The sequence below is a fragment of the Erythrobacter sp. Dej080120_24 genome (genome assembly GCF_036322605.1).
Lineage (GTDB): Bacteria > Pseudomonadota > Alphaproteobacteria > Sphingomonadales > Sphingomonadaceae > Erythrobacter > Erythrobacter aurantius.
This window is the reverse complement of the sequence record NZ_AP027262.1, coordinates 1,486,867-1,513,228: the sequence shown is the minus strand read 5'-3', so window position 1 is coordinate 1,513,228 and position 26,362 is coordinate 1,486,867. Positions and strand designations below refer to the sequence as shown.

The window sequence follows — 26,362 nt, the reverse complement described above, 5'->3', positions numbered from 1 at the left end:
TTCGTGCATGTCCCGTCGTCGCCAAATTTACGAAGGCAAGGCCAAGATCCTCTACGAGGGTCCTGAACCGGGCACGTTGATCCAGTACTTCAAGGATGATGCCACCGCGTTCAACGCGGAAAAGAAAGGCACCATCAATGGCAAGGGCGTGATCAACAATCGCATCAGCGAGCACGTCTTCACCCGCCTTTCGCACATCGGCATCCCGACGCACTTCATCCGCCGCCTCAACATGCGCGAGCAGCTGATTCGGCAGGTCGAAATCATCCCGATCGAAGTCGTGGTGCGCAATGTCGCCGCCGGGTCGATTTGCAAGCGGCTGGGCCTCGAAGAAGGCGAACCGCTGCCGCACACGCTGATCGAATATTATTTCAAGGACGACGCGCTGGGTGATCCTCTGATCGCGGAAGAGCACATCGCCTGTTTCAACTGGGCCAGCAACGAAGAAATGCACGACATTTCCTCGATGGCGATCCGCATCAATGATTTCATGTGCGGGATGTTCGCCGCGATCGATATCCGCCTGATTGATTTCAAGCTGGAATTCGGGCGCCTGTTCGATGGCGATTACAGCCGCGTGATCCTGGCTGACGAAATCAGCCCGGATGGCTGCCGCCTTTGGGACATGGCCAGCGGCGAAAAGCTCGACAAGGATCGTTTCCGCCGCGATCTGGGTGGCGAGGAAGAGGCCTATCGCGAAGTCGCACGGCGACTCGGCCTGCTTCAGGGCGAAGACAACGGCCCGGGCGAAGTGTTCGACATGTCGCACCACCGCTCACGGCTGCGCGGTGCCCCTCCTATCAAGAAATAGCGCCGATTGCGGGTGGTTTGCCCGCTGCAAGTGCTTGATCGACGCGCCGTTTGTGCAAGAATGCACCGGATTGCGACGCGCGCCCCATTGCCGGGTTTGTCGCCGCAGCAATGGGGAGCATCAATGAATCGCATCCGATCCGCCGGTCGGCTGATGGCCGCCAGCGTGGCTTTCGCGGCAATGGAACCGGCGCTTGCCGATAACAGCGAAATCGCGATCGAGCCGGCACCCGGATGGGTAACGACCTCCGAGCCATTGCCCGTTCCCGAGGATGTGCAGGGGCTGGTGTTCTATCGCAGCCAGGACACGATCGCGCATCTGACGCAGGAAGGCCACTATTCCTACCAGAGCCAGGTGATCCGCATCCTCCAGCCGCAAGCGCTGCAGGCAGGAAACATCGCGATCAGCTGGAACCCGGCAGCGGGCCGCGCAGTGGTGCACAGCCTCAAAATCCGGCGCGGCCCGCGCGAGATCGACGTGCTTGGCCAGACCTCGTTCGAAATTCTCCGGCGCGAAGACCAGCTTGAACAGGCGATGCTGACGGGCACTCTCACCGCCGTGCTGCAGGTGCCCGACCTGCGCGTCGGCGACGATCTGGAAATCGCCTACACCGTGCCCCTTCACGATCCCACGCTGCGCGACATCAGCCATGGCGTGCTGTTCCTGGGCGATGCACCGCCTCCGGGCCGCTTCTCGCTCCGGCTTTCGTGGGAGGACGGGCAGGAACCGCAAGTCCGGATGACCGAGGATTTCGGCGCAGTCGCCAGCCGCACAGGCAATGCGATCTCGCTCGATTTCGAAAACCCGGGCATCGTCACCCCGCCGCGCAACGCCCCGCCGCGATACTCTTGGACGCGGATTCTCGAATTCTCCGATTTCGACAACTGGGAAGCGGTGTCGGGCCGCTTTCATGCGCTCTATGCCGACGCCGCGACGCTCGCCCAGGATTCGCCTCTGCGAGAAGAGGCCGCGATCATCGCCGAAAGCCATGACAGTGATCTCGACCGCGCTCAGGCCGCACTCGAACTCGTTCAGCAACAGATCCGCTACATCTACATCGGCCTGAATGGCGGCAATTACACTCCCGCAAGCGCGGATGAGACGTGGACCCGCCGCTATGGCGACTGCAAGGGCAAGACGGCGCTGCTGCTGGCGCTGCTGGATGCGATGGGGATCGAGGCGCAGGGGGTGCTCGTCAACAACAGCGTGCCAACTGACGGGCTAGACACAAAGCTGCCCAACCCCGGCCATTTCGATCACATCATCGTGCGCGCGAAGATTGGCGGAAAGGACTACTTCCTCGACGGGACGCTGCCTGCGGTGATCGACGGGCGAACCGATCCTTTCCTGCCGTACCAATGGGTGCTGCCGCTGACTGAAGCGGGGAGCGGGCTCGAGCGGCTGCCTGATCGGGTGTTCGATCTGCCGCAGGAAATGGGCCTGATCGAAATCGATGCACGCGCCGGTTTCGACGCGCCCGCGCGGCGGGTCAGCACCACGATGGCGCGCGGGATCGCGGGTTTGCAGCAATATCTGCAATTGTCCGGGGTCCCGGCAAACCAGCTTGAGGCGGCGCTGCGCTCGCGGCTGGAAGGCAGCGCGGAATGGGACACTATCGAAAGCATCGCCTATCGCTTCGACAAACGAACGCAGGCGAGCATCCTGACGATCACCGGCACCGGTCCGGTCGATTGGGATGAGGAAGGCGGCGGCGCTTATGATCTGATCCTGCCGGGCGGCGGATTCTACCCGCCCGAGCGGCGCCAGCGAAGCGATGGCGAAAGTGGCGATATCCCGTTCTACCAGAACCCGATCTACACCTGCTATGCGACGACAGTGCGTCTGCCCGGCGGGACGGACCTTAAGAACTGGGGGTTCAACTCCACGATCGACACGCTGATCTATGGTCGCAACTTCTATCGCATGATGGAACTGCGCGATGATCGCACGCTGCGCATGGTTCGCGGCAGCCGCGTCGAACAACAGGAAATCTCGGTGCAGAAGGCCGAGCGTGACAACGGCAGGCTCGCCAATTTCGACAATTCGATGGCTGTCCTGTCGTATGATCCGTCCGGCATGGGCACTCGATATGGCAGGTTGAGACAGGTTCCGGCGACCTATGAGATCGACTGGACGGGCGAAAACCCGCCGTGCCTGCCGCCGGACGTGCTGGCGGGGTGATCTCTTCACCCGCATCGTGCTGGACGATGACGGCCCGATCACCGGCGAAATGCCTGAATATTCTTGTGATTGACCGCCCCATCGGGCAGCAAAGGCGGTGATGAGACATTTCCGACCGACCGCCGCGATTGCCGCCGGCCTGCTGCTCGCCCTCCCCAACATCGCCCTAACACAGGGCCTCGCCGCGCAGGAAAGCCCGCAGACCGAACAAGCGGCGTCCAGCGAACCGCTCTGGGCGTTCGAGGAAAGCGACGTGCCGGTCGATCCGGGCTTCGTGTTCGGGCGGCTCGACAACGGCATGCGCTACATCCTGCGCCAGAACGCCACGCCCGAAGGCACAGCGGTGGTGCGGATGCGGATCGATTCAGGATCGCTCGACGAAACCGACACCGAACGCGGGCTGTCGCACTATCTAGAGCACATGGCCTTCAACGGGTCGAAGAACATCCCAGAAGGCGAGATGGTGTCGTTGCTGGAGCGCGAAGGGCTGGCCTTTGGTGCGGACACCAATGCCTCAACCGGCTTTGATGCCATCACCTACATGCTCAACCTGCCGCGCAATGACGAAGAACTGCTCGGCACCGCGCTGATGCTGATGCGGGAAACCGCGAGCGAGCTGACCATTGCCGAGGACGCGGTGGAGCGCGAACGCGGCGTGATCCTCGCCGAAAGGCGCGACCGGCGCGGCTATGCCCAGCGCGCGCAGGAGGACAGTTTCGAATTCACCGCGCCAGACGCACGATTCCGTGAACGCCTGCCGATCGGCACGCTGGAGGTGCTGGAAACCGCCACCGCCGCGCAGATCAGGGCGCTGTACGAACGCACCTACACTCCCGCCAACACCGTGCTGGTCATCATCGGGGATTATCCGGTCGAGGTGATGGAAGCCGCCCTGCGCGCGCGCTTTTCCGACTGGCAGGCCGCCCCTGCCCCGGTGGAACCGGAAACCGGCCCGGTCGATGTAACCCGCAGCGGGGAGACAGACATCTACCTTGATCCCGCCCTGTCAGAGAGCGTTTCGATCTACCGGCTCGCCCCGTGGCAGGACCTGCCTGATACCGAGGCAAACCGCCGCGAAGGATCGCTGCGTGCCATCGGATACGGCATCATCAACCGTCGCCTCGCCCGCCTTGCCCGCGGTGAAGAAGCACCCTTCCGCAGCGCCCGTTTCTCCAGCGGCGACATCTTTGAAGACGCGCGCAGCACCACGCTTTCGATATCGAGCGAGGATGGCGAATGGCGCAAGGGCGTTCTGGCGGCGACGCGCGAGCTCAATCAGGCGCTGACCTATGGCTTTACCCAGGCCGAACTGAACGAACAGCTCGCCAATATCCGCACCGCCCTTGAAAACCGGGTCGAAGGCGAAGCGACGCGCAACAATCAGGCGCTTGCCGGGGCTGCTTTGGCGTTGGTGAGCAGCGAACGCATCCCGACAGAGGCGAGCTACCAACTCGCCCAGTTCGAGGCGATGCAGGCGGATTTCACGCCTGAACGCATACTGGCCGCGCTCAAGGCCGATGCTGCGCCACTCGATAATCCGCTGATCCGGTTTCAGGGCCGCACCGCGCCCGACGGCGGAGAGGACGCGCTGCGCGCCGCCTTTGCCGAAGGCATGGCTCTGCCGATCGCCCAGCCCGAGGACACCGGAACGGTCGAATTCGCCTACGGTGACTTTGGCGAACCGGGCGTGGTGGTTTCCGACACGCGCGAGGAACGGCTTGGCTTCCGCTACATCACCTTTGCCAATGGCGTGCGCCTGACGCTCAAGGCGACCGATATCCGCAAGGACCAGATCGTGTTCCATATCGCGCTCGACGGTGGCGATCTGCTCAACACCGTGGACGATCCGCTCAAGACCTATCTTGTCAGCACAATGCCTTCGGGTGGGCTCGGCGCGCACAGCAGCGACGAATTGCAGACGATCCTTGCCGGGCGCAGCGTCGGCTGGCGCATTGCCAGCAATGGCGATGCCTTTACCGCGATCGGAGGCACGACCCCGCGCGATCTGGAATTGCAGCTGCAACTGGCGACTGCCGGGCTTACCGATCCCGGATACCGGCAGGAGGGGATCGAGCAGTTCCGCCGCGGCATCGCCAATTTCTTCGAAACGCTCAATTCGACGCCGGGCCGCGCCTATTCCACTGCAGCGGGCGCGATCCTGTCCGACAATGATCCGCGCTTCAGCCTGCAACCGCGCGAGACATTCGAAGCGCTCGATTTCGATCAATTGCGCGCCGCAATCTCGGACCGGCTCGAACAGGGCGCAATCGAAGTGGCTCTGGTGGGCGATTTCGACGAGGACGCCGCAATAGCCGCGGTTGCCGGGACGCTGGGCGCCCTGCCCCCGCGCGAGGCCGATTTCCTCCCGCGTGAGGAAGCGCGCCAGCGAACCTTCACCAAAGACCGCACGCAGCATGTGCTGCGCCATCAGGGCGAGGATGATCAGGCGCTGGTACGGTTGATCTGGCCCACAACCGATGACAGCGATCACGGCGAAACCATGCGCGTCAACCTGCTGGCGCGCGTGGTGCAGCTCGAACTGACCGATCGCCTGCGCGAAGAATTGGGGCAGGCCTATTCCCCCCGCGCATCGAGCGGCATGAGCCGGATTTATCGTGGGTACGGCACCTTCATGCTCAGCGCGTCGGTGGATGTCGCCGAAGTCGAGGCGACCCGCGCCGCGATGGACAAGCTGATCGCCGATCTGCGGGCCGCCCCGGTCGATGCGGACGTGCTGGAACGCGCGCGCAAGCCCTTGCTCGAAGCCTATGACAATGCGCTCAAATCACCGGGCGGATGGATGAACCTTGCCGACCGCGCGCAAAGCCAGCCAGACCGGCTCGAACGCTGGTTCGTCGCGCCCGACATGCTGCGCGCGATCACAGCAGAGGAATTGCAAGCCGAAGCCCTGCAATATCTCGTGCCGGGCGAAGCGGTGGAAATCGTGGTCTTGCCCGAAGATGGCTAGGCCGCACTTCTGGCAATAAGAAAGGGCCGACAGGTCGCCTCCCGTCGGCCCTTAGATTGTTCAGTCCCGGTTATCCTCCGGTCCCCGAATTTCCTCAGTAGTTGAAATTCAGTGCAACGCCAACCACGCGCGGTTCGTTTACGAACACCGAGTTGTTGTTGAAGTCGATCGCGCCAAGCACGTTAACTTCATCGGTGATGTTGCGAGCAAACAACGACACTTCGTACTCACCGTCATTCCCACGATAGCCCACACGCAGACCGCCTTCGATACGGCTGTCAGCGTTGAACTCGAGGCTCTCGTACAGGAAGAAGTTGGTCTGGCCGAGATAGGTCCAGTCGGTGAAGATGAAGAATTCGTCACGCGCGCCAACCGGGATGGTGTAGCTCGCGGTGAAATCCCCACTCCATTTCGGCGCGTTGGGGAACGGGTTGCCGTCCACCAGTGCGCGGGTCGATCCGCCGATCACGGTCGTCGGATCGGTGACGGTGCACTGTGCGCAGATGCCCACGGCCAGCGTATCGTCGTTGATCTGCGTGTCGTTGTAAGCAACGCCCAGAGTGACCTGGAATTCCGGCGTGATCTGGAACGCGGTGTCGAGTTCGAAGCCCCAGGCTTCGCCTTCGTTGGCGTTGATCAGCTGGACGAGGTTGCCCGCACCGCCGACAGCGGTGAACTGCGGATCTTCCACGGTGTAGTAGAACACCGCGCCGTTCAGGCGGATGGTGCGATCGGCCAGCTCGCTCTTGAAGCCAACTTCGTAGCTGGTGATGTTTTCCGACTGCGCGACGCTGGGCGCGGCGAAGAAGGCAACGTCACGACCCTGGATGGTCGGTGCGCGGAAGGCGTTGGCGACGCGGCCATAGACGCTGGTGTCATCGCTGACATCGGCGAACAGGCTGATGTCCCAGTCGATGTTGTCGTCCTGCACCGACACCGGCTGAGGCGCGGCGCCCGAACGCACGAAGAAGTCCTTCTCGTCGTCGGTGTAGCGCAGGCCGCCGGTGACGCGCAGCATGTCGGTCAGCTCATAGGTCAGCTGGCCGAACACCGCCCAGGCTTCGTTGGTGTGGTTGACGGTGACAGGCGGCGGGAAGGTAAAGCCGACCGTGGTCACGTCGAAATCGCTGTCGAAATAGAACGCGCCGACCTGCCACGAGAGCGGACCATCGCCATTCGAGGCGAGCCGCACTTCCTGCGTGTACTGCTTGAGATCGATCGAGTCTTGCGTGTCGGCCGGGAACGGGATGAAGCCCGGACCCGTCACCAGATTGCCGCCATCGACATCGCCGCGGCTGGAGCCTTCGCTTTCGTAATAGCCGGTGATCGAAGTCAGCGTGACGCCGCCAAAATCGTAGCTCATGTTGAGCGTCGCGCCCCACTGCTGGTAATCGGCATTGTTGCCGCCACCGCCATCATAGGAAACGGTTTCACGGTCGAAACCGGGCACCAGATCGTTGTCGCCTGCCGCCACCGCATTGGCGCGGAAGAAGGTCGAGCTGCCGTTGAGATCGCGGAACTGGACCTGCGCCAGCGCGCTGAATGCATCGCCGGGCGTGAACAGCAACTGGCCGCGAGCGGCGAAATCGGTGTAGCCGCCCATGACGTTTTCTTCGCCGGTGAAATCATTGCTGATCCAGTCGCTGCGACGCTGAAGCTGGGTCGACACGCGGAACGCCAGAACGTCTTCGACGATCGGAGCGCCGACAGCGCCGGTGAACGAGATGGTGTCGAACGAGCCGAACGAAAGGCCGGCGTGAACGTCGGTTTCATTGGTGTCGGGCTTTACCGTGTCGATCTTGACGATGCCGGCGGGCGTGTTGCGGCCGAACAGCGTGCCCTGCGGGCCGCGCAGCACTTCGATGCGCTGGACGTCGAAGATCGGGAAGCTCTTGAGGGTCACGTTTTCGAGCACGATGTCATCCATGATGACAGAAACCGGCTGCGATGCGGCGAGGTCGAAATCGGTGTTGCCAAGGCCGCGGATGTAGAAACGCGGAGCGACACGGCCATTCGAGCTTTCGACGTTCAGGCCGGGGACCGAACCTGCCAGCGCCGTAGTGTCGGCGGCAGCTGCGAAGATGTTGTCGATGCGGCCCTGATCGAGCACGTCAGCCGAAACGGCGACGTCCTGCAGGTTTTCCTCGCGCCGGTTGGCAGTAACGATGATCGAGCCGAGCTGGCCTTCGCTCGCGCCTTCTTCGGCGTCCTGAGCGGCGGCGGGGGCGGCAAAGCCGATGGCGGCAGCGGTGAAGATGGTGGTGGTGGCCCAGAAACGGCGGGCGGTGGTGATGCGGTGTGACATGGGATCCTCTTGGGGTTGGTCACTCACGACGGGTGGAGAGAGCACTGCCGCTGACAGGTTTGCGTGATTCTGGCGAGTTGAGAGCGCATCTGCGCGCCGCGAAACCCGCATTCTGTGGCATTCTTTTGACACTTGTTGCGCAAGAGAGACACTTCCTGACCGGACTGTGACCGCAAATGCCGAGGAAAGAGCGTCCCGCAGCGATTGCGCCACGCGGGCGAAACGCTATAGCCGCCCTCATTGATCCAATTGCCGGGACCAGATTCATGAAAGTTCGCATCCTCGTCCGCCTCAAGCCGGGTGTGCTCGATCCTCAAGGTCGCGCCGTTCACCACTCGCTCGACAGCCTCGGTTTTGCCGGGGTCGAAGACGTGCGTATCGGCCGCCTGATCGAAATGGACGTGGCCGATGGCACCAGCGACGAAACGCTGACGAAAATGTGCGAACAGCTGCTCGCGAACATGGTGATCGAGGATTTCGCGATCGAAAAGCTCGACGGGCAGAAGGAACCGGCCTGATGGCTTTTCGCGCCGCCGTGATCACCTTTCCCGGCTCCAATTGCGACCGCGATATGGCGGTGGCGATCGAAGCGGTATCTGGCCAGCCAGCCTTGCGTGTATGGCATGGCGATGCCGATCTGCCGGACAATCTCGATTTCATCGCCCTGCCCGGCGGCTTTTCCTATGGCGATTACCTTCGCTCAGGCGCGATGGCGGCCAAAAGCCCGATCCTGCGCGCCGTCGTTGAAGCGGCGGGACGCGGTGTTCCAGTGCTGGGCGTTTGCAACGGGTTTCAGGTGCTGACCGAAAGCGGGCTCTTGCCCGGCGCATTGATGCGCAATGCCGGTCAGACATTCGTGTGCCGCACCGTCGACCTTGAGGTTGCGAACACGAGCTCGCCTTTCACCACCGGATTCGCGCGGGGTGAGCACATCCGCATTCCCGTCGCGCATCACGATGGCAATTATTTCGCCGATCAGGCAACGCTCGACGCGCTTGAGGGCGAAGGCCGGGTGGCGTTCCGTTATGCCGACAACCCCAACGGATCACAGCGCGACATCGCGGGCGTCTTGAGCGCCAACGGCCGCGTGCTCGGCATGATGCCGCACCCCGAACGCGCGATGGAGCCTGCCGCGCACCCGTCATTGGGTGGCGCAGACGGGCGCAAGCTGTTTGAAAACGTGGTCGGAGCGCTGGTGGCCGCCTGATCAGGCGCGCAGCCGCATTCCACCACCGTCGCCCGAAGTAAACAGGCGCCGCGCCTCCTCGCTCGACATGGGGCGGCCAAAATGGAAGCCTTGGATCTTGTCGCAGCCCAGATTGCGGATCAGTTCGGCCTGATCGGCATCTTCGACGCCTTCCGCCGTCGTCGTCATGTTCATGCTCTTGGCCATAGCGACGACTGCGTTGATAATGGCGAGGCTTTCGTTGCTGCCCTGTGAAGCGCCCTGAACGAAAGTGCGATCGACCTTAATCGTCGAGAACCGCAGCTTGCGCAGATATCCGAGCGAGGAATAGCCCGTCCCGAAGTCATCAAGCGCAATCGAACAACCCAGCGCCATAGCCTGTTCCAACGCATTGCGGGCAACACTGGCATCGCGCAGGAAAATGCTTTCGGTGACTTCGATCTCAAGCCGCTCAGGCCGCAATCCGCTTGCCGCCAGCGCATCGACCACTTCCTGATGGAAGTCCGGCTCCAGCAACTGTTCCGGTGAAACGTTGACGTTGATCTTCACGTGCTCGGGCCAGTTGCGCGCCTCGAAACAGGCCTGACGCAGCACCCATTTGCCGATCGGCACGATCAGGCGCGTGTCCTCCGCCAGCGGGATGAATTTGCCCGGGCTGACAAAGCCATGCTCCGAACTGTTCCAGCGCACCAGCGCCTCGAAGCTGACCACGTTTTCGGTGCGGGCATCGACGACCGGCTGATAGTGCAGCACGAATTCATCAAGGCCCAGCGCCTTGCGCAGGCTCACTTCGAGCTGGCGGCGCTCTTCGGCTGTGGCGTGCAGCACGGGTTCGAACCGGCAGTGTTCACCGCCACCGATGTCTTTCGCCTGATAAAGCGCAAGGTCGGCATTGCGCATCAGTTCCTCGACTGTGCGGCCATCGCGAGGACCGATAGCCGAGCCGACGCTGGCACCGACATAGAGCGTATGGTTGTCGACCAGATAGGGTTCCGACAGGCTCTTGATCACCTGCCCCGCCAGCCGCCGGAGGAACTCCGGATCGCTCGCATCACGCACGACGATCGCGAATTCATCGCCACCCAGGCGCCCGACGAGCGCATTGTCGCCCATCAGCGCCTGAAGCCGTGCGGAAACCTGCGCCAGCAACTTGTCGCCCGTCATGTGGCCAAGCGAATCGTTGACCGCCTTGAACCGGTCGAGATCGACCATCAGCAGCGCGCAGCGCGTGCGCCAATGCTGGGCATACTTCAAAGCTTCTTCGAGCGCTTCGGTAAGCATCAGCCGGTTCGGCAGCGAAGTCAGCGTGTCAAAGCGCGCCAGATAGGCGATCTTTTCCGACGAAAGCCGCTGTTCGGTGACGTCCGATCCCACACCGCGGAATCCGACGAACTTGCCGCGTTCGTCACGCATCGGCGTGCCGGAAAGCTCCCACCAGCGTTCTTCGCCCTTGATGGAAACCTGGACAATCAGGTTGGAGAAGTTTTCCCGGTTGCGCAGCCGCTCAGCCAGATCATGCAGGCAGGGTGCGAAATCGCCGCTTTCCCATCTTTCGCCCGCGATCAGTTCAAGCAGCGGGCGCCCTTCGACTTCGCGATCGGTTGCGTTGAGGGCAAAGGCAAAGCGGGGGCTGACAGAACGTATGCGGCGCTGTGGATCGACTTCCCAAAGCCAATCGGCTTCGTTCTCTTCGAATTCGCGCAGCAGCAGCGACACGACCTCTTCCTTCTCGGTGACCGCGTCTTCGGCAAGGCGCGCCGCGAGATAGGTGCGACCGACCTGAACGGTACCGACGACGGTTGCGATCTGGAACAGGATCACAGCGCCCATCAGAGTCCACTGCCCCGCCAGCATGGGCTGGACGATGGCGGCGATAGAGATGATCCCCGAAAACAGCAGGATGCTGATTGGCGAAGTCGTGTAGTAATAGACCGAAAGGGTCATGAGCAGCATCGCCACGATGTACAACGCCGCTGTTTCCGCACCCGGCGCATACGGGGCGAAGAACAGCAACGGCACAGACCAGACGACGCCCGATGCCAGCGAAATCGCATTATGCTGCGTGAATTCGGAACGGGAAACCTTGCGCTGATCTGCATCGGCAAGGCTGCGATCGACCATCAGGCCGCGGGTGTGAACGGCAGCGAGGGCGACAAGCCAAAGCCCGATCCACATCAGGCTGATGTGCGGAATGAACATCTGCGCCACGAAGATGCCGAGGAAGGCATGAACGAATGCGCGGTAGAAAGTCAGCTTGGCAAGTGCCGCATATTGCAGGCTGCGCAAACGCGCCCAATCGATGTCGCCATTATCCGACAGGCCGAGGACGGCGGAAATCGGCAATTCTTCATGGATAGCCGCGGGCTTATGGAAAATCGGATCGCTCACCCTCCGGCGGTTAACCTCAAAAGGTTAGAAGTGGGTAAAGCGGGGGCCAGCGACACAAAAAATTTCGCGCGTAAGACCGCCTATTCCACCGTTACCGATTTGGCGAGATTGCGCGGCTGATCGACATCGGTGCCTTTGACCACAGCGACGTGATAGGCGAGCAGTTGCACCGGGATCGCGTAAACCAGCGGAGCGATCAGCGGGTGGACCACCGGCATTTCGATCGTGGCAAGGCAACCCTCGCTTGCCTCTTCGATACCCTTGGCATCGGAAATCAGCACCACCTTGCCACCGCGCGCACGCACCTCTTCCATGTTGGAGACGGTCTTTTCGAACAGCGGGCCAGACGGGGCGATCACCACCACCGGAACTTCATCGTCGATCAGCGCGATGGGCCCATGCTTCATTTCACCCGACGCGTAGCCTTCGGCATGGATGTAGCTGATTTCCTTGAGCTTCAGTGCGCCCTCAAGCGCCAAGGGGAAATCCTGCCCGCGGCCAAGGTACAGCACATCGCGCGCAGGTGCGATCAGCGGCGCCATCGCCGCAATATCATCATCATGCGCTAGCGCGGCGTTGAGCGCGGCGGGCGTTTCGAGCAGGTGGCCGACCACTTCCTTTTCCTGCTCACGGGTCATGCGCCCTTTCTTGACCGCCATATGCGCCGCCAGCGCGGCCAGCACCGCAAGCTGGCAGGTGAAAGCCTTGGTCGAAGCGACCCCGATTTCCGGCCCGGCATGGGTCGGCAGCAGCAGATCAGCTTCGCGCGCCATCGAACTGGTCGGAACATTGACGACCACGCCGATCGTCTGCCCCTCGGCCTTGCAATGGCGCAGCGCGGCCAGCGTGTCCGCGGTCTCACCGCTTTGCGAGATGAAAAGCGCCAGCCCGCCTTCTTCCAGCACAGGTTCGCGGTAGCGGAATTCCGATGCCACATCGATGTCGACCGGGACACGGGCGAACTGCTCGAACCAGTACTTGGCGACAAGACCGGCATAATAGGAAGTGCCGCATGCCACGATCGTCAGCCGCTTGATCCCGGAAATGTCGAAATCGAATTGCGGCAGGGCGACCGAATTGTCCTCGCGCCGCAGGTAGGAGGTTAGCGTCTGCGCCACCACTGTGGGCTGCTCGAAGATCTCCTTCTGCATGAAGTGGCGGTAATTGCCCTTTTCCACTGCAGCTGCCGAAGCGCCTGAAGCCTGGATCACACGTTCGACCGGGTTGTTTTCGGCATCGAAAATCTGCGCACCGTCGCGCGTGATGATCACCCAGTCACCTTCTTCGAGATAGGTGATCCGCTGCGTCAGCGGAGCAAGCGCAAGCGCGTCCGAGCCGAGGAACATCTCGCCATCGCCATATCCCACGACCAAAGGCGAGCCGAGTCGCGCCCCTATCAGCAGATCGGGATTCTGGCGGAAAGTAATGGCAAGCGAGAAAGCACCACGCAGACGGGGGAGGACATCGGCGACCGCCTCCTGCGGTGACATTCCTTTTTCGACCCGCGATGAAATCAGATGGGCGGCGACTTCGGTATCGGTCTCGCTCTGGTAGGTGCGGTTTTCGTCGGCCAACTCCTCGCGCAGGGCCTTGTAATTCTCGATGATCCCATTGTGCACCAGCGCCAGTTCTTCGGTCGCATGGGGGTGCGCATTGGCTGCGGTGGGCGCTCCATGCGTGGCCCAGCGCGTGTGCGCGATCCCGACATTGCCTGGGGCAGGCTCACGTTCCAGCACGCCAACCAGATTGAGCAGCTTGCCTTCGGCGCGGCGCCGGATCATCTCGCCATTGTGCTGGGTGCAGACCCCGGCGCTGTCATAGCCGCGATATTCCATCCGCCTGAGACCATCGACGAGTCGATCTGCCACCGGATGCGAACTCACGATCCCGATAATGCCGCACATTGTCCTGATTTCCCCTGATGCCTTGAGGCGATGCTGAAGCTGAAGTCGGGTGGTTAACCCGGTAAGGTTGAACAAGCCTTGAAGGAAAGCTCGATAACCAAGGTTTTATGGCCGTGCACCCGCATTTATCGAAGGCGCGCTCGCCTTCAACCCGTCTCGCCAAAGATATAGTCCGGATGCGATGATCAAACTTGCTCCGATTCCGGTGTAAAGATCGGGCACGTCGTCGAAAAACGCCCAGCCCAGCACGACCGCGACTATCAACTGCACATAGATCGCAGGCGCGACCTGTGCCGCACCGGCGCGGCTTGTGCCGACATAGGCGAGCCAATGGGCGGTCGTGGCCGTCACCGCCACCACGGCGCAGCGCAGCACCACGTCCCAGCTGGGCCAGCCGAAATCCAGTTCCGGCACGCCCGAAACCTTGGCGGCGACACAAACGGCAATAAGGATGGGAATGCTGAAAGCGGCGACGAAAACCTGCATCGAAAGCGCGCTGCCTTGGCCGGCGCTGGCGCGATTGGACACCATCAGCAACGCAAAGAAGGTGGCCGAAACCAACGGCAGCAAGGCGCCCCACCCCAGCAGCGCGAGATTGGGCCGCAGGATGATCACCACCCCGGCCAGCGCGACAATAGAAACGAGATAGACCTTGGGCCGCACCTTTTCCCCTAAAAGCAGCCCGGCAAAGGCCTGCGTCAGGATAGGTGACAGGAACCCGATCGCCAGCGCCTCTGCCAGCGGCATGATGTAGATCGCGGAGAAAAAGCACACCGATGCAAGCGCGAGGCACAGACCGCGGGCGACCTGCAGCCAAGGTTTTTGCGGGATGAAGGCGCGCGGCCCTTCCTGGCGCAGCAGCAGCATCGAAAGCCCGCAGGCGCCAATGGAAAAGCGCAAGGCGGCAACCGCATAGGGCGGCCATTCACCCGCCATGCTCTTTACCACCGCGTCACCCATCGAAAGGATGGCGAACCCGGCGACGGCATAGCCCAGTCCGCTGCGTTCAAGCGGGGTCATGGAATGATCCAGATGGCCTAATCATGCGCCCCCGTGGGCCATGCCCTATTGAAAGGCAAGAGTGAGCGCGAACGATCCCCATCATGGTTTACGATTGCTTAAACCCCTCCCGGTAACACTTCCCTGAACCGGTGCTCAAAGAGTGCCAACGGGGGCCTAACCGAACCAATGACAAAGCTAATCATCCAGATTCCCTGCCTCAATGAAGCGGAGACCTTGCCGGCGACGCTGGCCAAGCTGCCGCGCCAGATCGACGGGGTCGATACGATCGAATATCTGATCATCGACGATGGCAGTTCGGATGACACTTCGGGTGTCGCCCGGCGTTGGGGCGTGCACCACATCGTGCGCCACCGTCGCAACCGCGGCCTCGCCGAAGCCTTCCGTTCGGGAATTGATCGCTGTCTTGCCGAAGGCGCGGACATCATCGTCAACACCGATGCCGACGGGCAGTACGAAGGCGCCGACATCGCCAAGATCGTCGCTCCTGTCGTGGCTGGCGAAGCAGACATCTGCATCGGTGATCGTTCGGTTGCCCGCAACGAACATTTCGGGTCGGGCAAGCGAATGCTGCAACGGGTTGGCAGTTATGTCGTGCGCACGCTTTCGGCGACCAACATCACAGATGCCGTCAGCGGTTTTCGCGCGATCAGCCGCGACGCGGCGCAGCGCATCAACATCACCACCGATTTCAGCTACACCACCGACATGCTGATCCAGGCCGGGCGCAAGCGGCTGGCGATCACCAGCGTGCCGATCCGCACCCATGCCGCGACCCGGCCTTCGCGCCTGTTCAAGTCGATCCCGCGCTTCATCCAGCAGACCGGCGTTACCATCCTGCGCGCCTACACCACTTTCAATTCGCTGCGGGTGTTTGTCGGCCTTGGCATGCTGGCGACGCTGATCGGGCTGGTTCCAATCGGGCGCTTCCTGTGGTTCTATTTCAGCGGCGATGGCGATGGCCATGTGCAATCGCTGGTGATCGGCGGCGCGCTGCTCACCGTCGGCGTACTGGTGGCGACGCTTGGCATTCTGGCTGATCTGATTGCAACCAATCGCAAACTGCTCGAAGCCAACATGCTGAAACTGCGCCGGATCGAGGAAAAGCTGATCGAGGCGGAGGCTCAGCGAACCGCGCCCGCAGCACTCGACACCGCCGAAACCCTGCGCAAAGCCGGGTAAGCCGGCCCAAGCCCATGAGCCGCATGGAAACCATCGAAGTCCCTGCCCCCACGCAGGATGCATCTCGTGACCATTCGTGGCTGGCCCTGATCGCGCTGGCCGTGATCGCCGTCGTGCAGGTGCATTTCGCGCTTACCCGGACGATCAACTGGGACGAATTCTTCTTCTACGGCCAGATCGTCGATTTCACCCAAGGCGAGGCGCTGCGCCCGCTGCAAACGCTGCATGTGCAATTGTTCCAATGGATCCCCGGCATCGCCAGCACCGGCGTTGACGGCATCGTCATCGGGCGGCTGTTCATGCTCGCCTGCGCGCTTGTCACCGCTGCATCGATCACGCTGATTGCTGGCAAGTTCGCGCGCCGCGAATATGCGCTGGCTGCCGCTCTCATCTGGCTAACGGCCGGATTCACGATGCAGCATGGCTGGTCTTTCCGCACCGATCCGCTCGCCACCGTCCCGCTCGCTGCGGCGCTTGCAGTGCTTGCTCGGTCGCGGCTCTCGCCGGGCTGGATCGCCCTGGGAGGATTGTTGGTCGGCTTTGCCGGAATGGTGACGGTCAAGACGATCCTGTTCCTGCCCGCCTTTGCCGGGCTCGCATGGCTGCGCTGGTCAGAGGCGAAGTTCGCTCCTGCATTCGCCATAAGGATTGCCGCGATCCCGGTGACAGCCGCGATTGCCTTTGCCGCGCTGTATCTCTGGCACGGGTCGGTGCTGGGCGATGCCGATGCACAAGCGGGCGCGTCTTATGCCAGCGGGGTCAGCCAATCGATGCTGTTCGCGGGCCTGCCGATCTACCTCCATTTCGCCGTGAAAGCGGCGATCATTTCGGTCGCGGCGGTTGCGGCAATCGGTTTTGCCTTTGCCAAGCTCAAATCGCGTCCGCGTGACGAGATGATCGCGCTGGCCGGTCTGCTCGCCCCGCTTGCTGCCCTGCTGATCTATCGCAACACGCTGCCCTATTTCTATCCGATGATGCTGGCCCCGGTGATTGCCGCCAGCGTGATCGGCGTTGCCGCGATTGCCGAGCTTTACAGCCTCAAATTGCTGATCGGCTATGCCGCCATCAGCGGTATCGTGGTCTGGGCGGTCGACGGGCCGGGTTTCAAGGAGCAGCAACGCGAAATCCAGATCGCCGCAGACACGATCTTTGATGAACCGGTAGGCTATATCGACTTCCCCGACATGCTGCCCGCCCATCGCAAGGAAAACGGGTTCCTCACAGCCTGGGGGATCGAAAGCCAGCATGCCCGCGACGAAGGCTATTTCCGCAATCTGCTGGAAGAAAAATCCGTACCGCTGTTGCTGACGGCGGAACCGGAAAAGAACCCGACCCTGCTCGCCGTGATGCAAGGCCTGCCGCAACAAGCCCGTTTCCGCGAGGATGACAGGGCCGTGCTGCGCGCGACCTATCGCCCGTTCTGGGGGCCGTTCTGGTTGGCGGGCAAGACCGTGCCTGCGGGACAGAGCGCAACCTATGAAGTGCTCGTCCCCGGCCCCTACACTGTCACTGGCGTTCCGATCAGCATCGACGGAACCCGGCATGACGCGGGCTCCATCATCGCGCTGGATCGCGGCATGGTGACGCTGGAAAACACCGGCGACGGCGAAGCCGGGATCATCTGGGGCAAGGCATTGCGCACGCCAGATGCCCCGCCGCCCGAACGACCATACTGGCGTGGATTCTGATCGCGGATCGGCGCAGAATGACAGCCATGCCCACCAATCTGCCGACCCGAGCAAATGAAGCGTCAAGCGCGGCGCGGGTGCTGTTCATCACCCGCAAGTGGGGCCCGGCGGTCGGCGGCATGGAAACCTACAGCGAGCGGCTCTCCGAGGAGTTGGCAAGGCTCCACCCGGTTGACGTGATTGCACTGAAAGGGCGCGACAACGGTTTGCCGCCGACAGTGCTTTCGCTGCTGCTGTTTCCCTTCACCGTGCTGCGCCGCCTGTCCGCGCTGCGCGATGCACCCGCAATCATCCATTGCGGCGATATGGCGATCTGGCCGCTGGGTCTGATGGCTCGTGCCTTTTTTCCGAGGGCGCGGCTTGTCCTGTCCGCCCATGGCACCGATGTATCCTATGGCCTGCGCGGCGGGTTTCTGGGCAACGTTTACGAAGCGTACCAGAAACTGGGCACGCGCCTGCTGGGGCGTGCCGGGATCATCGCCAATTCGCAGGCCACACGTGACAGGCTCAAAGATATCGGGTGGCAACCGCGTGCCGTCGTGCCGCTTGCCACCGATCTTCGCGCTGGCCCGCCAGCATCTTTCGATCCGGACACGATCCTGTTCGCAGGGCGGCTTATCACCCAAAAGGGGTGCAGCTGGTTCGTGCGCGAGGTGATGCCGCGCTTGCCCGAGACCATGCGGCTGATCGTGATCGGCACGCGCTGGGATGCGAGCGAGGACGCGGTGCTGGATTTTCCGAGGGTCAACTTCCTCGGCCCGATGGCGCAAACCGAACTGGCGCGGCATTTCGCCTCCGCCGCCTGTGTCGTCATGCCCAATATCGAGCGCGCCAATGGCGAATTCGAAGGCTTTGGCCTGATCGCACCCGAAGCCGCCAGCGTCGGCGGTGTTGTGTTGGCATCGGCGACCGGCGGATTGAAGGACGCGGTGATCGACGGCGAAACCGGCTTTCTTCTGCCCCCCGGCGATGCCCAGGCATGGGCGGACAGAATTCTTGCGATCCGCGACTGGAATGCCGCGGCGCGGGCGGATTTTATCGCGCAATCACAGCTTGCGGCACAGCGGCACTTCAGCTGGCGCCGCGTGGCCGAGGCGACCGCGCAAGCTTACACCCAATAACCAGTCACCCGCGCTTGCGGCCCCGCAGGCTCTTGATGGCAGTCCCCGGATCACCGGCAACCGCTCGGGCAAGATGCGGCAGATGAGCGCGGCCAAGCCAGACGAAAGCAGCAATCGCGGCAGGCGATGAAAGGCCCGCGCCGCGTGACAGGATCGCATCGGCCAGCAGACCCGCCGTCATCTTGCGCACCCAGCCGCGATGCGCGGCGCTGGGCGCCGAAGCGCAATCATGCGCGACCATCGCATCAGCCCCCGCTATCGCCGCCCGGACCGTGGCGGGCGTAGCTTTGGCATTGTATGAGAACAGCGCAATCAGCGGCTCCAGCCCTTGCGCAATCTCTTGCGGAAGACGTGCAGCGAGGTTCCGGCGCCCGATTGCCGCGCAATTCTGCGCCTGTTCATGCCGCCGAGAATGCGTAATCGCGCCTGCGTGCCGGCGATAGCGGATCAGTGCATCGGGCAACCGGCGGGTGGGGCCAAGCGCGGCAAGCCTGCTCCACAAGTCGAAATCCTGCGCGGTGCGGAATCCTTCGTCATAGCGGATCGGATTTGTGCCATCGGGACAACGGCGGAAGAAGAATGTCGGATGCGGCCCCGGCGGGTTCCAGCCAAGCAGCCAGCGCACCTGCCAATCGTCAAGCGGCTCGCCACCGCGACGCAGCACCCGCCCTTCCCCGTCGATCATCTCGAAATTCGCGGTAATGCCGACATCCTGCGGCTGCGCTTGCATATGCGCGTGCTGGGTAGCCAGCCGATCGGGCAGGCACACGTCATCGGCATCGATCCGCGCGATGAATTCTCCCCGTGCCGCCTCAAGCCCGCGATTGAGCGAGCGGGTTAGGCCCAGATTGGTGTCATTCGTAATGATGCGGATGCGCGGATCATTCTCCGCCGCAAATGCAAGCAGCGCGGGTGTGCCATCACTCGATGCGTCATCGACAATCACGAATTCGTAATCGGAAAATGTCTGCGCGGCGACGCTTTCCAGCGTTTCGGCCAGGAACGCCTCGCCATTGTGGACCCCCATCAGGACGGTAATCGTGGGCATCACCGATCCCCGGCATCAACCAGATAGAGCGCGCGGTAACCTTCGTGGGTGGAATCGACCACCACCAGCTTTCCGTCGCGCGACCAGCGCGGATGCAGATCGCAGCGCCATTCGTCCTGATACCGGCGGTCCGCCGGCAATCGGCCCAGTTCGCGGCGATTGCTGCCGTCCCGATCCAGCACGAACAGCGTCTGATCGCCGTAGAGATCGGGATAGGTGTCCGTCACCCACTGGCCGCTTTCGTCATGCTGGCTGGGATGTCCGTCGACCTTGGGCATGGTGGACGATAACGGCGAAAGCGAGCCGTCGTGGCAATCAAACACCACATATTCGGAGAAAATGCCGGTGTTGTCGGTGTAGGCGATCCGGTCTTCGTCGAGCCACCAGTAATGCGATGCCCGCCCCTTCAGCGGCACCCGCATAAGGCCCGAACCGTCGCAATTGCCGACCACCGCATCAACAGTCCACCCGTGCACGTCATCAGGATCGGGAAGGCGTTTGTACAAGACGCTGAACCGCGTACCCGCCGGACTGAGCAGAGCGGCGTTCAGATAATGATATTGGCCCGCGTCTGCGTCCGGCACCAGTTCGGCAAAGCGCGGCATCGCATAGGCGAGTTCCCCCTTGCCGGTGGCCAGATCGACCAGTGTGACGCCGTCGCCATCGGGCAGGTTCTGCCGTGCGAACGGATCTTCCAGCAGCGGATAGCCATAGCCGGGGCGGCACCGGGCCAGCCGCGCGAAATTGAGCGATAGGCCAATCCCGGCATCCTCGCGCACGTCGAACAACGGCACGTCGCAATGCCTTCTCATGCCGCCATCTTTGTCGGCGAGGCAATGCGCAGGCGCGCCGTCAATCATCGCGTTAAATGCCAGAGTGCGCGGCCCCGCGCTGTCCCGCCAGCGCAATCTCGCCCCCATCTGCCAGCACCACAATTGCGTGTCGGCGACGTGGTGCCATTCGCCCGAGGCAATATCGAACCAGCCCACAGCCGCACTTTCCGAACCGTCGAGCGCACGGCGGGCGACGGGTGAGGCATGCGCCAGCACCGCTTGCCCGTCAGCCGATACAGGCTGGATTTCGTAGTATCCGGCAAAGGTTTCCTGCCCGGCGACACGATATTCGCGTGCCTCGGGCCTATCCGGCGCACCTTCGCGAATTGATCTGACCGTGCGCAGCACCGGAGGAAGGACCTGTGTCTTCAGCCCGCGCCTGATGGGACGCGGGATCGTCATCGCGATGGAGGAAAGCAATTTGCGGCTCATGCGAATTCATTAACCCGGCAGTTACTAAGATTTCTTACTCATTGGGCATATTTTCCAACGCGCCACCTAAGGCGCACAGCAGCGAGTGCAAAATGGCGACCAAGGCCCAATCCCCCGATTCCCTCTACGGCACCGATTTCCACGCGGACCGCGATGCCCGCACCCGCGCCGCCGCTCGCCTCGTTTTGGGGAAGATCGGCGAATGGATCGCGCCCGTCAGCGCCTGCGATGTCGGTTGCGGTGTCGGCACCTGGCTGTCGGTCGCGCAGGAAATGGGCATCGCCGAGGTGCAGGGGTTCGAAGGACCATGGGCGCGCACCGCCAATCTCGTGCTCGATGAAGGGCAGGTGAGCTTCCAGAACCTTGAGGAAAAGGTTTCAGCAGACCGCCGCTTCGATCTCGTGATCTCATTGGAAGTGGCCGAACATCTGGCCGAATCCCGCGCGCGCAGCTTTGTCGGCGATCTTTGTGCGCTGGGCGACTGCGTCCTGTTTTCGGCTGCCATTCCGTTTCAAGGCGGCACCGGGCACGTGAATGAACAATGGCAAAGCTATTGGGCGGGCCACTTTGCCGATCACGGCTATCAGGCATTCGATCCGATCCGCCCGATGATCTGGCAGAATGGCGATATCGCCTTCTGGTATCGCCAGAACATGCTGGTGTTCGCTCGCGAAGGTTCCGAGGCGGCGGCGAAGCTGTCAGGCCACGGGTTTGGTGCGCCTGCGATGCTCGATCTGGTCCACCCCGATCAGTATCTCCATGCCGAAGCGGCACAGCCGGGCCGCGCCATCTCGCGCAAGGTGAAGCAGGTGCTGGGCCGCGCCTAACCCTGCGTGCGGTGCAAGGTGAGGCGCGCGGTAATCCAGCCATAACCGGACCACACCAACTCAAAAGCGACATGGGCCAGCCCGATACCGATCAGCCCAAGCGGTTCGATCGTCGAGCCCAGAACGATAAAGAACGCAGCGGTTCCGGCGATGACCGAGCCGAGAAACCGCCCACTTTGGCCAAAGGCGATCAGCAGCGGCATCAAGGTGACGCCTGAGAGGTAAAGCGCCCGCGCGGAAAACAGGATCGCGGTGATCGTCGCGGCGGCGGCAAACTCCTGACCAAAGCCAAGCGCCAGAACGGGTCCGGCAATCACCGCCATCACGGCTGCCAGAACCAATCCGGCCAGACATGCTATTGCCGCGATCTTTGCGGCATAGAACAGCGCCTTATCACCCTCGTCCCGCGCTGAGAAACGAGCAATCGGCGCGCTCGCCACCTGCTGCAAGGGCCGCCCCAACTGCCCGACGAGATTGGCGAGATTCTTGGCCGCGCGCAGCAGGCTGGCCGCCACCGGGCCAAGCACCGCGCCTGCAAGAATGACATCCCCTTCCTGGCTCAACATCCTGATGCCGAAGGTCGCATTGGTCTGCCACATCATCGGCCAAAAACCGGGCGAGGCGGCAATCGCACCGCGCGCATCCGCTTGCCGCAATCCCGACATGCCATGCGCCCGCAGGATCACCAGAGACCAGACCAGATAGACAAGGTTCGCGGCGACTTCCGCCACCAGCCAGATGATCAGGAACACTTCGGCCCCGGCCTGGGCAAACCAGGCAATCAGCGATCCGACCAAGGTCACCAACGAAACCGCCACCGGCCTCAGGCTGATCGCGCCGAACCTGTCGTAACACCGCAGTCCCGCCTCGATCGCGCCAAAGGTGCGCGTTGCGATCACGACGCAAAATCCGGCGGCAAGTGCGATCCAGTGCCCGTCGATGCCCAGCCACGGCGCGACAAGAGGCAGCAAGGCGACTGCGACAATTGTGGCGATGAACGCTGTGCTGAAATCGACTATCAGCCCGGCCTTGAGCAATCCTCGCAAGCGATCTGTGTCGTCGCTTTCCTGCGCCCCGGCGAGAAAATTGGTCAACACGTTGACCGACTGGAAATTGAACAAACCGTCAATCAGGCGGACATAAGCCTGGATCAGTATGGCTACGCCCAGCGCAGCCAGATCAAGCGCTTGCGCCGCGATCGCAAAGATCACCAGTTGCAAGACGCCATTGGCGGCATTTCCACCAACCAGCTTGCTCCACGCCCCTAACAGCTTGTGCATCCGGGTGCCCGATCCTTGCCTGTTCGCACTGGCCAACCCTTGCAGGGCCGCCTCCCGGCTCACTCGCCTGTGCTTCCCGCAGGGTAAAGGGGCGAACCGATTCTATCCCCGGCACGGCCATGCGAAAGGCCGGAATGGTTCTGCATGACGAGGCCGGTTTTAGGGAAAAAATAAGGTTTCCCAATTATTCACCACTTTTCGAGAGGCGCTGTTCGTTACAAGTTTGCGACCAGCGCAGGATGACTATGCAGAAAGCCTTGGGGGCTATGTAATGAGCGCATTCGGCAAAAAGGGTGGCCCAGCTGGAATGAGACCGGGCGCAAAGCCCGCATTCGGTGTGGCCCGGCCGATGAAAGGTGGCAGCAGCAGCGGTGCAGAAGAGGCGAAGGGTGGCGAGCAATTCCCGCCCCTGCCCGGCAGCGGCGGCGAGCGTCCGGCTGCGCCCAAGCCCGCGCCCAAGCCTGCCGGCAATGCCACCGCCAGCGCGATGGAGCGTCTGTCGGAACGCATGAACGCAACCAACGCCGCCGAGGCCGAAGCCGGCGGTTTCGAAGCGAGCGTTCACAAGATCAAGGAGCAGGTCCTCCCCCGCCTGCTCGAACGCGTCGACCCGGAGGCGGCCGCCACGCTGACCAAGGATGAACTGTCGGAAGAATTCCGCCCGATCATCATGGAAGTGCTGGCCGAGCTCAAGGTAACGCTCAACCGCCGCGAACAATTCGCGCTCGAAAAGGTTCTGATCGACGAGCTGCTGGGCTTTGGTCCGCTCGAAGAACTGCTGAATGACCCGGACGTGTCCGATATCATGGTCAACGGCCCGGATCAGACCTACATCGAGAAAAAGGGTAAGCTGCAGATCGCGCCGATCCGGTTCCGCGACGAACAGCACCTGTTCCAGATCGCCCAGCGCATCGTGAACCAGGTCGGCCGCCGCGTCGACCAGACCACACCGCTGGCTGACGCCCGTCTCAAGGACGGCAGCCGTGTGAACGTAATCGTTCCACCGCTGTCGCTGCGCGGCACCGCGATCTCGATTCGTAAATTCTCCGAAAAGCCGATCACCATCGACATGCTCAAGGAATTCGGTTCCATGAGCGAAAAGATGGCGACCTGCCTCAAGATCGCCGGTGCCTGCCGGATGAACATCGTCATTTCGGGCGGTACCGGTTCGGGTAAGACGACCATGCTCAACGCCCTGTCGAAGATGATCGACCCGGGCGAGCGCGTGCTGACGATCGAGGACGCTGCGGAACTTCGCCTGCAACAGCCTCACTGGCTGCCGCTGGAAACCCGTCCGCCGAACCTCGAAGGGCAAGGCGCGATCACCATCGGGGACCTTGTGAAGAACGCGCTGCGTATGCGTCCTGACCGCATCATCCTGGGCGAAATTCGTGGCGCGGAGTGTTTCGACCTTCTCGCCGCGATGAACACGGGCCACGACGGGTCGATGTGTACGCTTCACGCCAACAGCCCGCGCGAATGCCTTGGCCGTATGGAAAACATGATCCTGATGGGCGACATCAAGATCCCGAAGGAAGCCATTTCGCGCCAGATCGCCGAATCGGTTGACCTGATCGTGCAGGTAAAGCGTCTGCGCGACGGTTCGCGCCGCACCACCGACATCACCGAAGTGATCGGGATGGAAGGCGACGTGATCGTGACGCAGAACCTGTTCAAGTTCGAGTACCTCGACGAGAGCGAAGACGGCAAGATCATGGGCGAATTCCGCTCAAGCGGCCTGCGCCCCTATACGCTTGAAAAAGCGCGCCAATTCGGTTTCGATCAGGCATATTTGGAAGCCTGCCTGTAAGGCCCCAAGGTCCGGGACATGCGCCCGGACACGCTTTAGTGATTGCTGAAGAACAGCAGGTCGGATCGCGGGTCGAAAGCCAAGGGGCTGATCGCGAGCGCCGCCTTGCGCGCTGATGCGACGCAAGCCGGATCTTCCAACCGCTCGCACACCTCGGCCAGCACGCGGTATTGTTCCGTCGATCGCCAGCCGGTGCGGCCAAGCTCTTCAAGGATCGCCCGAGCGCTTTCATCGCGCCCTCTTACCGCTGCCGCGCGCGCCAGTCCGATCCGCCCGTCGCCATAAGGGCGGTTGCGGAAATTGAGCGAAGCCAATTGCCACGCGCCTGCGGTGTCCCCTTGGGAAAGGGCCGCTTCAAATCCGTGATCGGCATAGGCTTCGGGGTGGCTTGCGACCCTCGCCTTCCACATTCCTGCCGCCGCTTGCGCGATACGGGAGGCCTCTTCGTTCCGCCCCTGCGCTTCGAGGACCGCCGCCAGCGCATCCATCACCGATGGTCGTTCAGCCCCTTGCATCGCTTCGTGATAAAGGCTTTCGGCGCGGGCGAAATCACCGCGCACGGCGGCCATCTGCCCCAGATGTGCGCGCGTCAGCCACCATCCAGGAAATGCCGCATCGGCCTGTTCGAAATACCGCTCCGCCGCCGCCCAGTCCCCGGTCTGAAGGTCAATGGCGCCTAGTTGCAGCAGCAAGGCCGCTCGCGTCCAAGGAGTGACCTGCGGCCTGTCAAAACCGGCTTTCAATGTCGCCCTTGCGCGCTCGAACTGGCCCTGATGGCGAAACCAGTCCGCCAGTCGCACGGCCGTACCGACGCTGGGATACATCGCTTCGGCCGCCCGGTATCGCTCCAGCGCCGCCCGGTAATCACCCGCATACAGAGCGACATCGCCGATTATCGCTTCCGCCTCTGCACGATCGGGTGGATCAGCGGGCACGGCAAAGCTGTCCACCCGGGCAATTTCGTCAGCGGCAATATCATTGCGATGCAGAGCAAGGTTCACGATCGCCCGTGACAGGACAGGGCCGCTCGGATCGGTCGCGAGTTGCCGCGCATTCTCGGCGCTTTCGAGGGCCGCAGCGAGATCCTCGTGCGAACCGTTCAATTGTCCGCGCGCATGGAGCGCCATGGCCAATGCCTCATGTGCGGCCCAAGAGTCCGGGATGGCGGCCAGACGAGCTCGGGAACGCTCCACATCCCTGTCAAGCATCTGAAGTGCTTGTGAAAAATCGGCAGGGCCCCATGCAGGAACCGCCGCCCGCGCGGGCTCGATCGCGGACGTTCCATCGAAGAACCGCTGAAGACCCGTCATCGCCACGAGGGCGATGATCAGCAGGATCATCCAGCGAAGAGCCTCTCGCAGCGGCATGGCGTCCATCG

The 26,362-nt window shown here is 62.4% G+C and carries 18 protein-coding genes; 10 read left to right on the top strand and 8 right to left on the bottom strand.

Going from position 1 to position 26,362, the window contains the following annotated elements:
* Window positions 1–7 precede the first annotated feature (7 nt).
* From purC to AABA34_RS07165, 3 genes are all read left to right on the top strand, one after another.
* Window positions 8–811 carry a phosphoribosylaminoimidazolesuccinocarboxamide synthase gene (purC, locus tag AABA34_RS07175; RefSeq protein WP_338304517.1) on the top strand — a complete coding sequence of 268 codons (804 nt, stop codon included), beginning with the start codon at window positions 8–10 and terminating at the stop codon, window positions 809–811.
* A 123-nt stretch (window positions 812–934) separates the two neighbouring features.
* Window positions 935–2,992, top strand: coding sequence for a DUF3857 domain-containing protein (locus tag AABA34_RS07170; RefSeq protein ID WP_338304516.1), 2,058 nt, complete (start codon window positions 935–937; stop codon window positions 2,990–2,992).
* A gap of 100 nt (window positions 2,993–3,092) precedes the next feature.
* The gene (locus AABA34_RS07165) at window positions 3,093–5,960 is read left to right on the top strand and encodes a M16 family metallopeptidase (protein WP_338304515.1); all 2,868 of its coding nucleotides are present in this window, start codon (window positions 3,093–3,095) and stop codon (window positions 5,958–5,960) included.
* A 94-nt stretch (window positions 5,961–6,054) separates the two neighbouring features.
* On the opposite strand, the gene AABA34_RS07160 is transcribed toward AABA34_RS07165, so the two are convergent.
* On the bottom strand, window positions 6,055–8,265 hold the full coding sequence (locus AABA34_RS07160; protein WP_338304514.1) for a TonB-dependent receptor: 2,211 nt from the start codon (window positions 8,263–8,265) through the stop codon (window positions 6,055–6,057).
* A 266-nt stretch (window positions 8,266–8,531) separates the two neighbouring features.
* Between AABA34_RS07160 and purS the strand changes: the two genes are divergently transcribed.
* Both purS and purQ read left to right on the top strand, forming a co-directional pair.
* Entirely contained in the window at window positions 8,532–8,783 is a 252-nt protein-coding gene (gene purS / locus AABA34_RS07155) for a phosphoribosylformylglycinamidine synthase subunit PurS (protein WP_034952711.1), read from the top strand.
* Window positions 8,783–9,472 (top strand): phosphoribosylformylglycinamidine synthase subunit PurQ, encoded by a 690-nt coding sequence (gene purQ / locus AABA34_RS07150; RefSeq protein WP_338304513.1) that lies wholly within the window; start codon window positions 8,783–8,785, stop codon window positions 9,470–9,472. Before purS ends, purQ begins: the two co-directional genes overlap by 1 nt.
* Here the strand turns inward: purQ and AABA34_RS07145 are convergent, their stop codons facing one another.
* The 3 genes from AABA34_RS07145 to AABA34_RS07135 form a co-directional block, all read right to left on the bottom strand.
* Window positions 9,473–11,839, bottom strand: coding sequence for a putative bifunctional diguanylate cyclase/phosphodiesterase (locus AABA34_RS07145; RefSeq protein WP_338304512.1), 2,367 nt, complete (start codon window positions 11,837–11,839; stop codon window positions 9,473–9,475).
* A gap of 80 nt (window positions 11,840–11,919) precedes the next feature.
* Window positions 11,920–13,743, bottom strand: a complete 1,824-nt coding sequence (gene glmS / locus AABA34_RS07140; RefSeq protein ID WP_338304511.1) for a glutamine--fructose-6-phosphate transaminase (isomerizing) — start codon at window positions 13,741–13,743, stop codon at window positions 11,920–11,922.
* 105 nt (window positions 13,744–13,848) lie between these two features.
* On the bottom strand, window positions 13,849–14,763 hold the full coding sequence (locus AABA34_RS07135) for a DMT family transporter (protein WP_338304509.1): 915 nt from the start codon (window positions 14,761–14,763) through the stop codon (window positions 13,849–13,851).
* Window positions 14,764–14,931: 168 nt separating this feature from the next.
* On the opposite strand from AABA34_RS07135, the gene AABA34_RS07130 reads away from it, so the two are divergent.
* From AABA34_RS07130 to AABA34_RS07120, 3 genes are read left to right on the top strand one after another with little or no spacing between them, the layout of a single operon-like run.
* Complete coding sequence (locus AABA34_RS07130; protein WP_338304507.1) at window positions 14,932–15,945, top strand: glycosyltransferase family 2 protein; 1,014 nt, start codon at window positions 14,932–14,934, stop codon at window positions 15,943–15,945.
* 14 nt (window positions 15,946–15,959) lie between these two features.
* The gene (locus AABA34_RS07125) at window positions 15,960–17,633 is read left to right on the top strand and encodes a hypothetical protein (RefSeq protein ID WP_338304505.1); all 1,674 of its coding nucleotides are present in this window, start codon (window positions 15,960–15,962) and stop codon (window positions 17,631–17,633) included.
* Window positions 17,634–17,650: 17 nt separating this feature from the next.
* Window positions 17,651–18,754, top strand: a complete 1,104-nt coding sequence (locus tag AABA34_RS07120; RefSeq protein WP_338304504.1) for a glycosyltransferase family 4 protein — start codon at window positions 17,651–17,653, stop codon at window positions 18,752–18,754.
* A 4-nt stretch (window positions 18,755–18,758) separates the two neighbouring features.
* Here the strand turns inward: AABA34_RS07120 and AABA34_RS07115 are convergent, their stop codons facing one another.
* Both AABA34_RS07115 and AABA34_RS07110 read right to left on the bottom strand, forming a co-directional pair.
* Window positions 18,759–19,802 carry a glycosyltransferase family 2 protein gene (locus tag AABA34_RS07115; RefSeq protein WP_338304503.1) on the bottom strand — a complete coding sequence of 348 codons (1,044 nt, stop codon included), beginning with the start codon at window positions 19,800–19,802 and terminating at the stop codon, window positions 18,759–18,761.
* Window positions 19,802–21,067, bottom strand: a complete 1,266-nt coding sequence (locus AABA34_RS07110) for a hypothetical protein (protein WP_338304502.1) — start codon at window positions 21,065–21,067, stop codon at window positions 19,802–19,804. Before AABA34_RS07110 ends, AABA34_RS07115 begins: the two co-directional genes overlap by 1 nt.
* Window positions 21,068–21,159: 92 nt before the next feature.
* On the opposite strand from AABA34_RS07110, the gene AABA34_RS07105 reads away from it, so the two are divergent.
* Window positions 21,160–21,894: a class I SAM-dependent methyltransferase gene (locus AABA34_RS07105; RefSeq protein WP_338304501.1), complete on the top strand. Its 735-nt coding sequence runs from the start codon at window positions 21,160–21,162 to the stop codon at window positions 21,892–21,894.
* Here AABA34_RS07105 and AABA34_RS07100 read toward each other — a convergent pair.
* Window positions 21,891–23,174, bottom strand: coding sequence for a lipopolysaccharide biosynthesis protein (locus AABA34_RS07100; RefSeq protein WP_338304500.1), 1,284 nt, complete (start codon window positions 23,172–23,174; stop codon window positions 21,891–21,893). The genes AABA34_RS07105 and AABA34_RS07100 overlap by 4 nt on opposite strands.
* A gap of 271 nt (window positions 23,175–23,445) precedes the next feature.
* Here AABA34_RS07100 and AABA34_RS07095 point away from each other — a divergent pair, with 271 nt between their 5' ends.
* Complete coding sequence (locus AABA34_RS07095) at window positions 23,446–24,984, top strand: CpaF family protein (RefSeq protein ID WP_252260314.1); 1,539 nt, start codon at window positions 23,446–23,448, stop codon at window positions 24,982–24,984.
* A 35-nt stretch (window positions 24,985–25,019) separates the two neighbouring features.
* On the opposite strand, the gene AABA34_RS07090 is transcribed toward AABA34_RS07095, so the two are convergent.
* Entirely contained in the window at window positions 25,020–26,360 is a 1,341-nt protein-coding gene (locus tag AABA34_RS07090) for a tetratricopeptide repeat protein (RefSeq protein ID WP_338304499.1), read from the bottom strand.
* Between the last annotated feature and the right edge of the window lie 2 nt (window positions 26,361–26,362).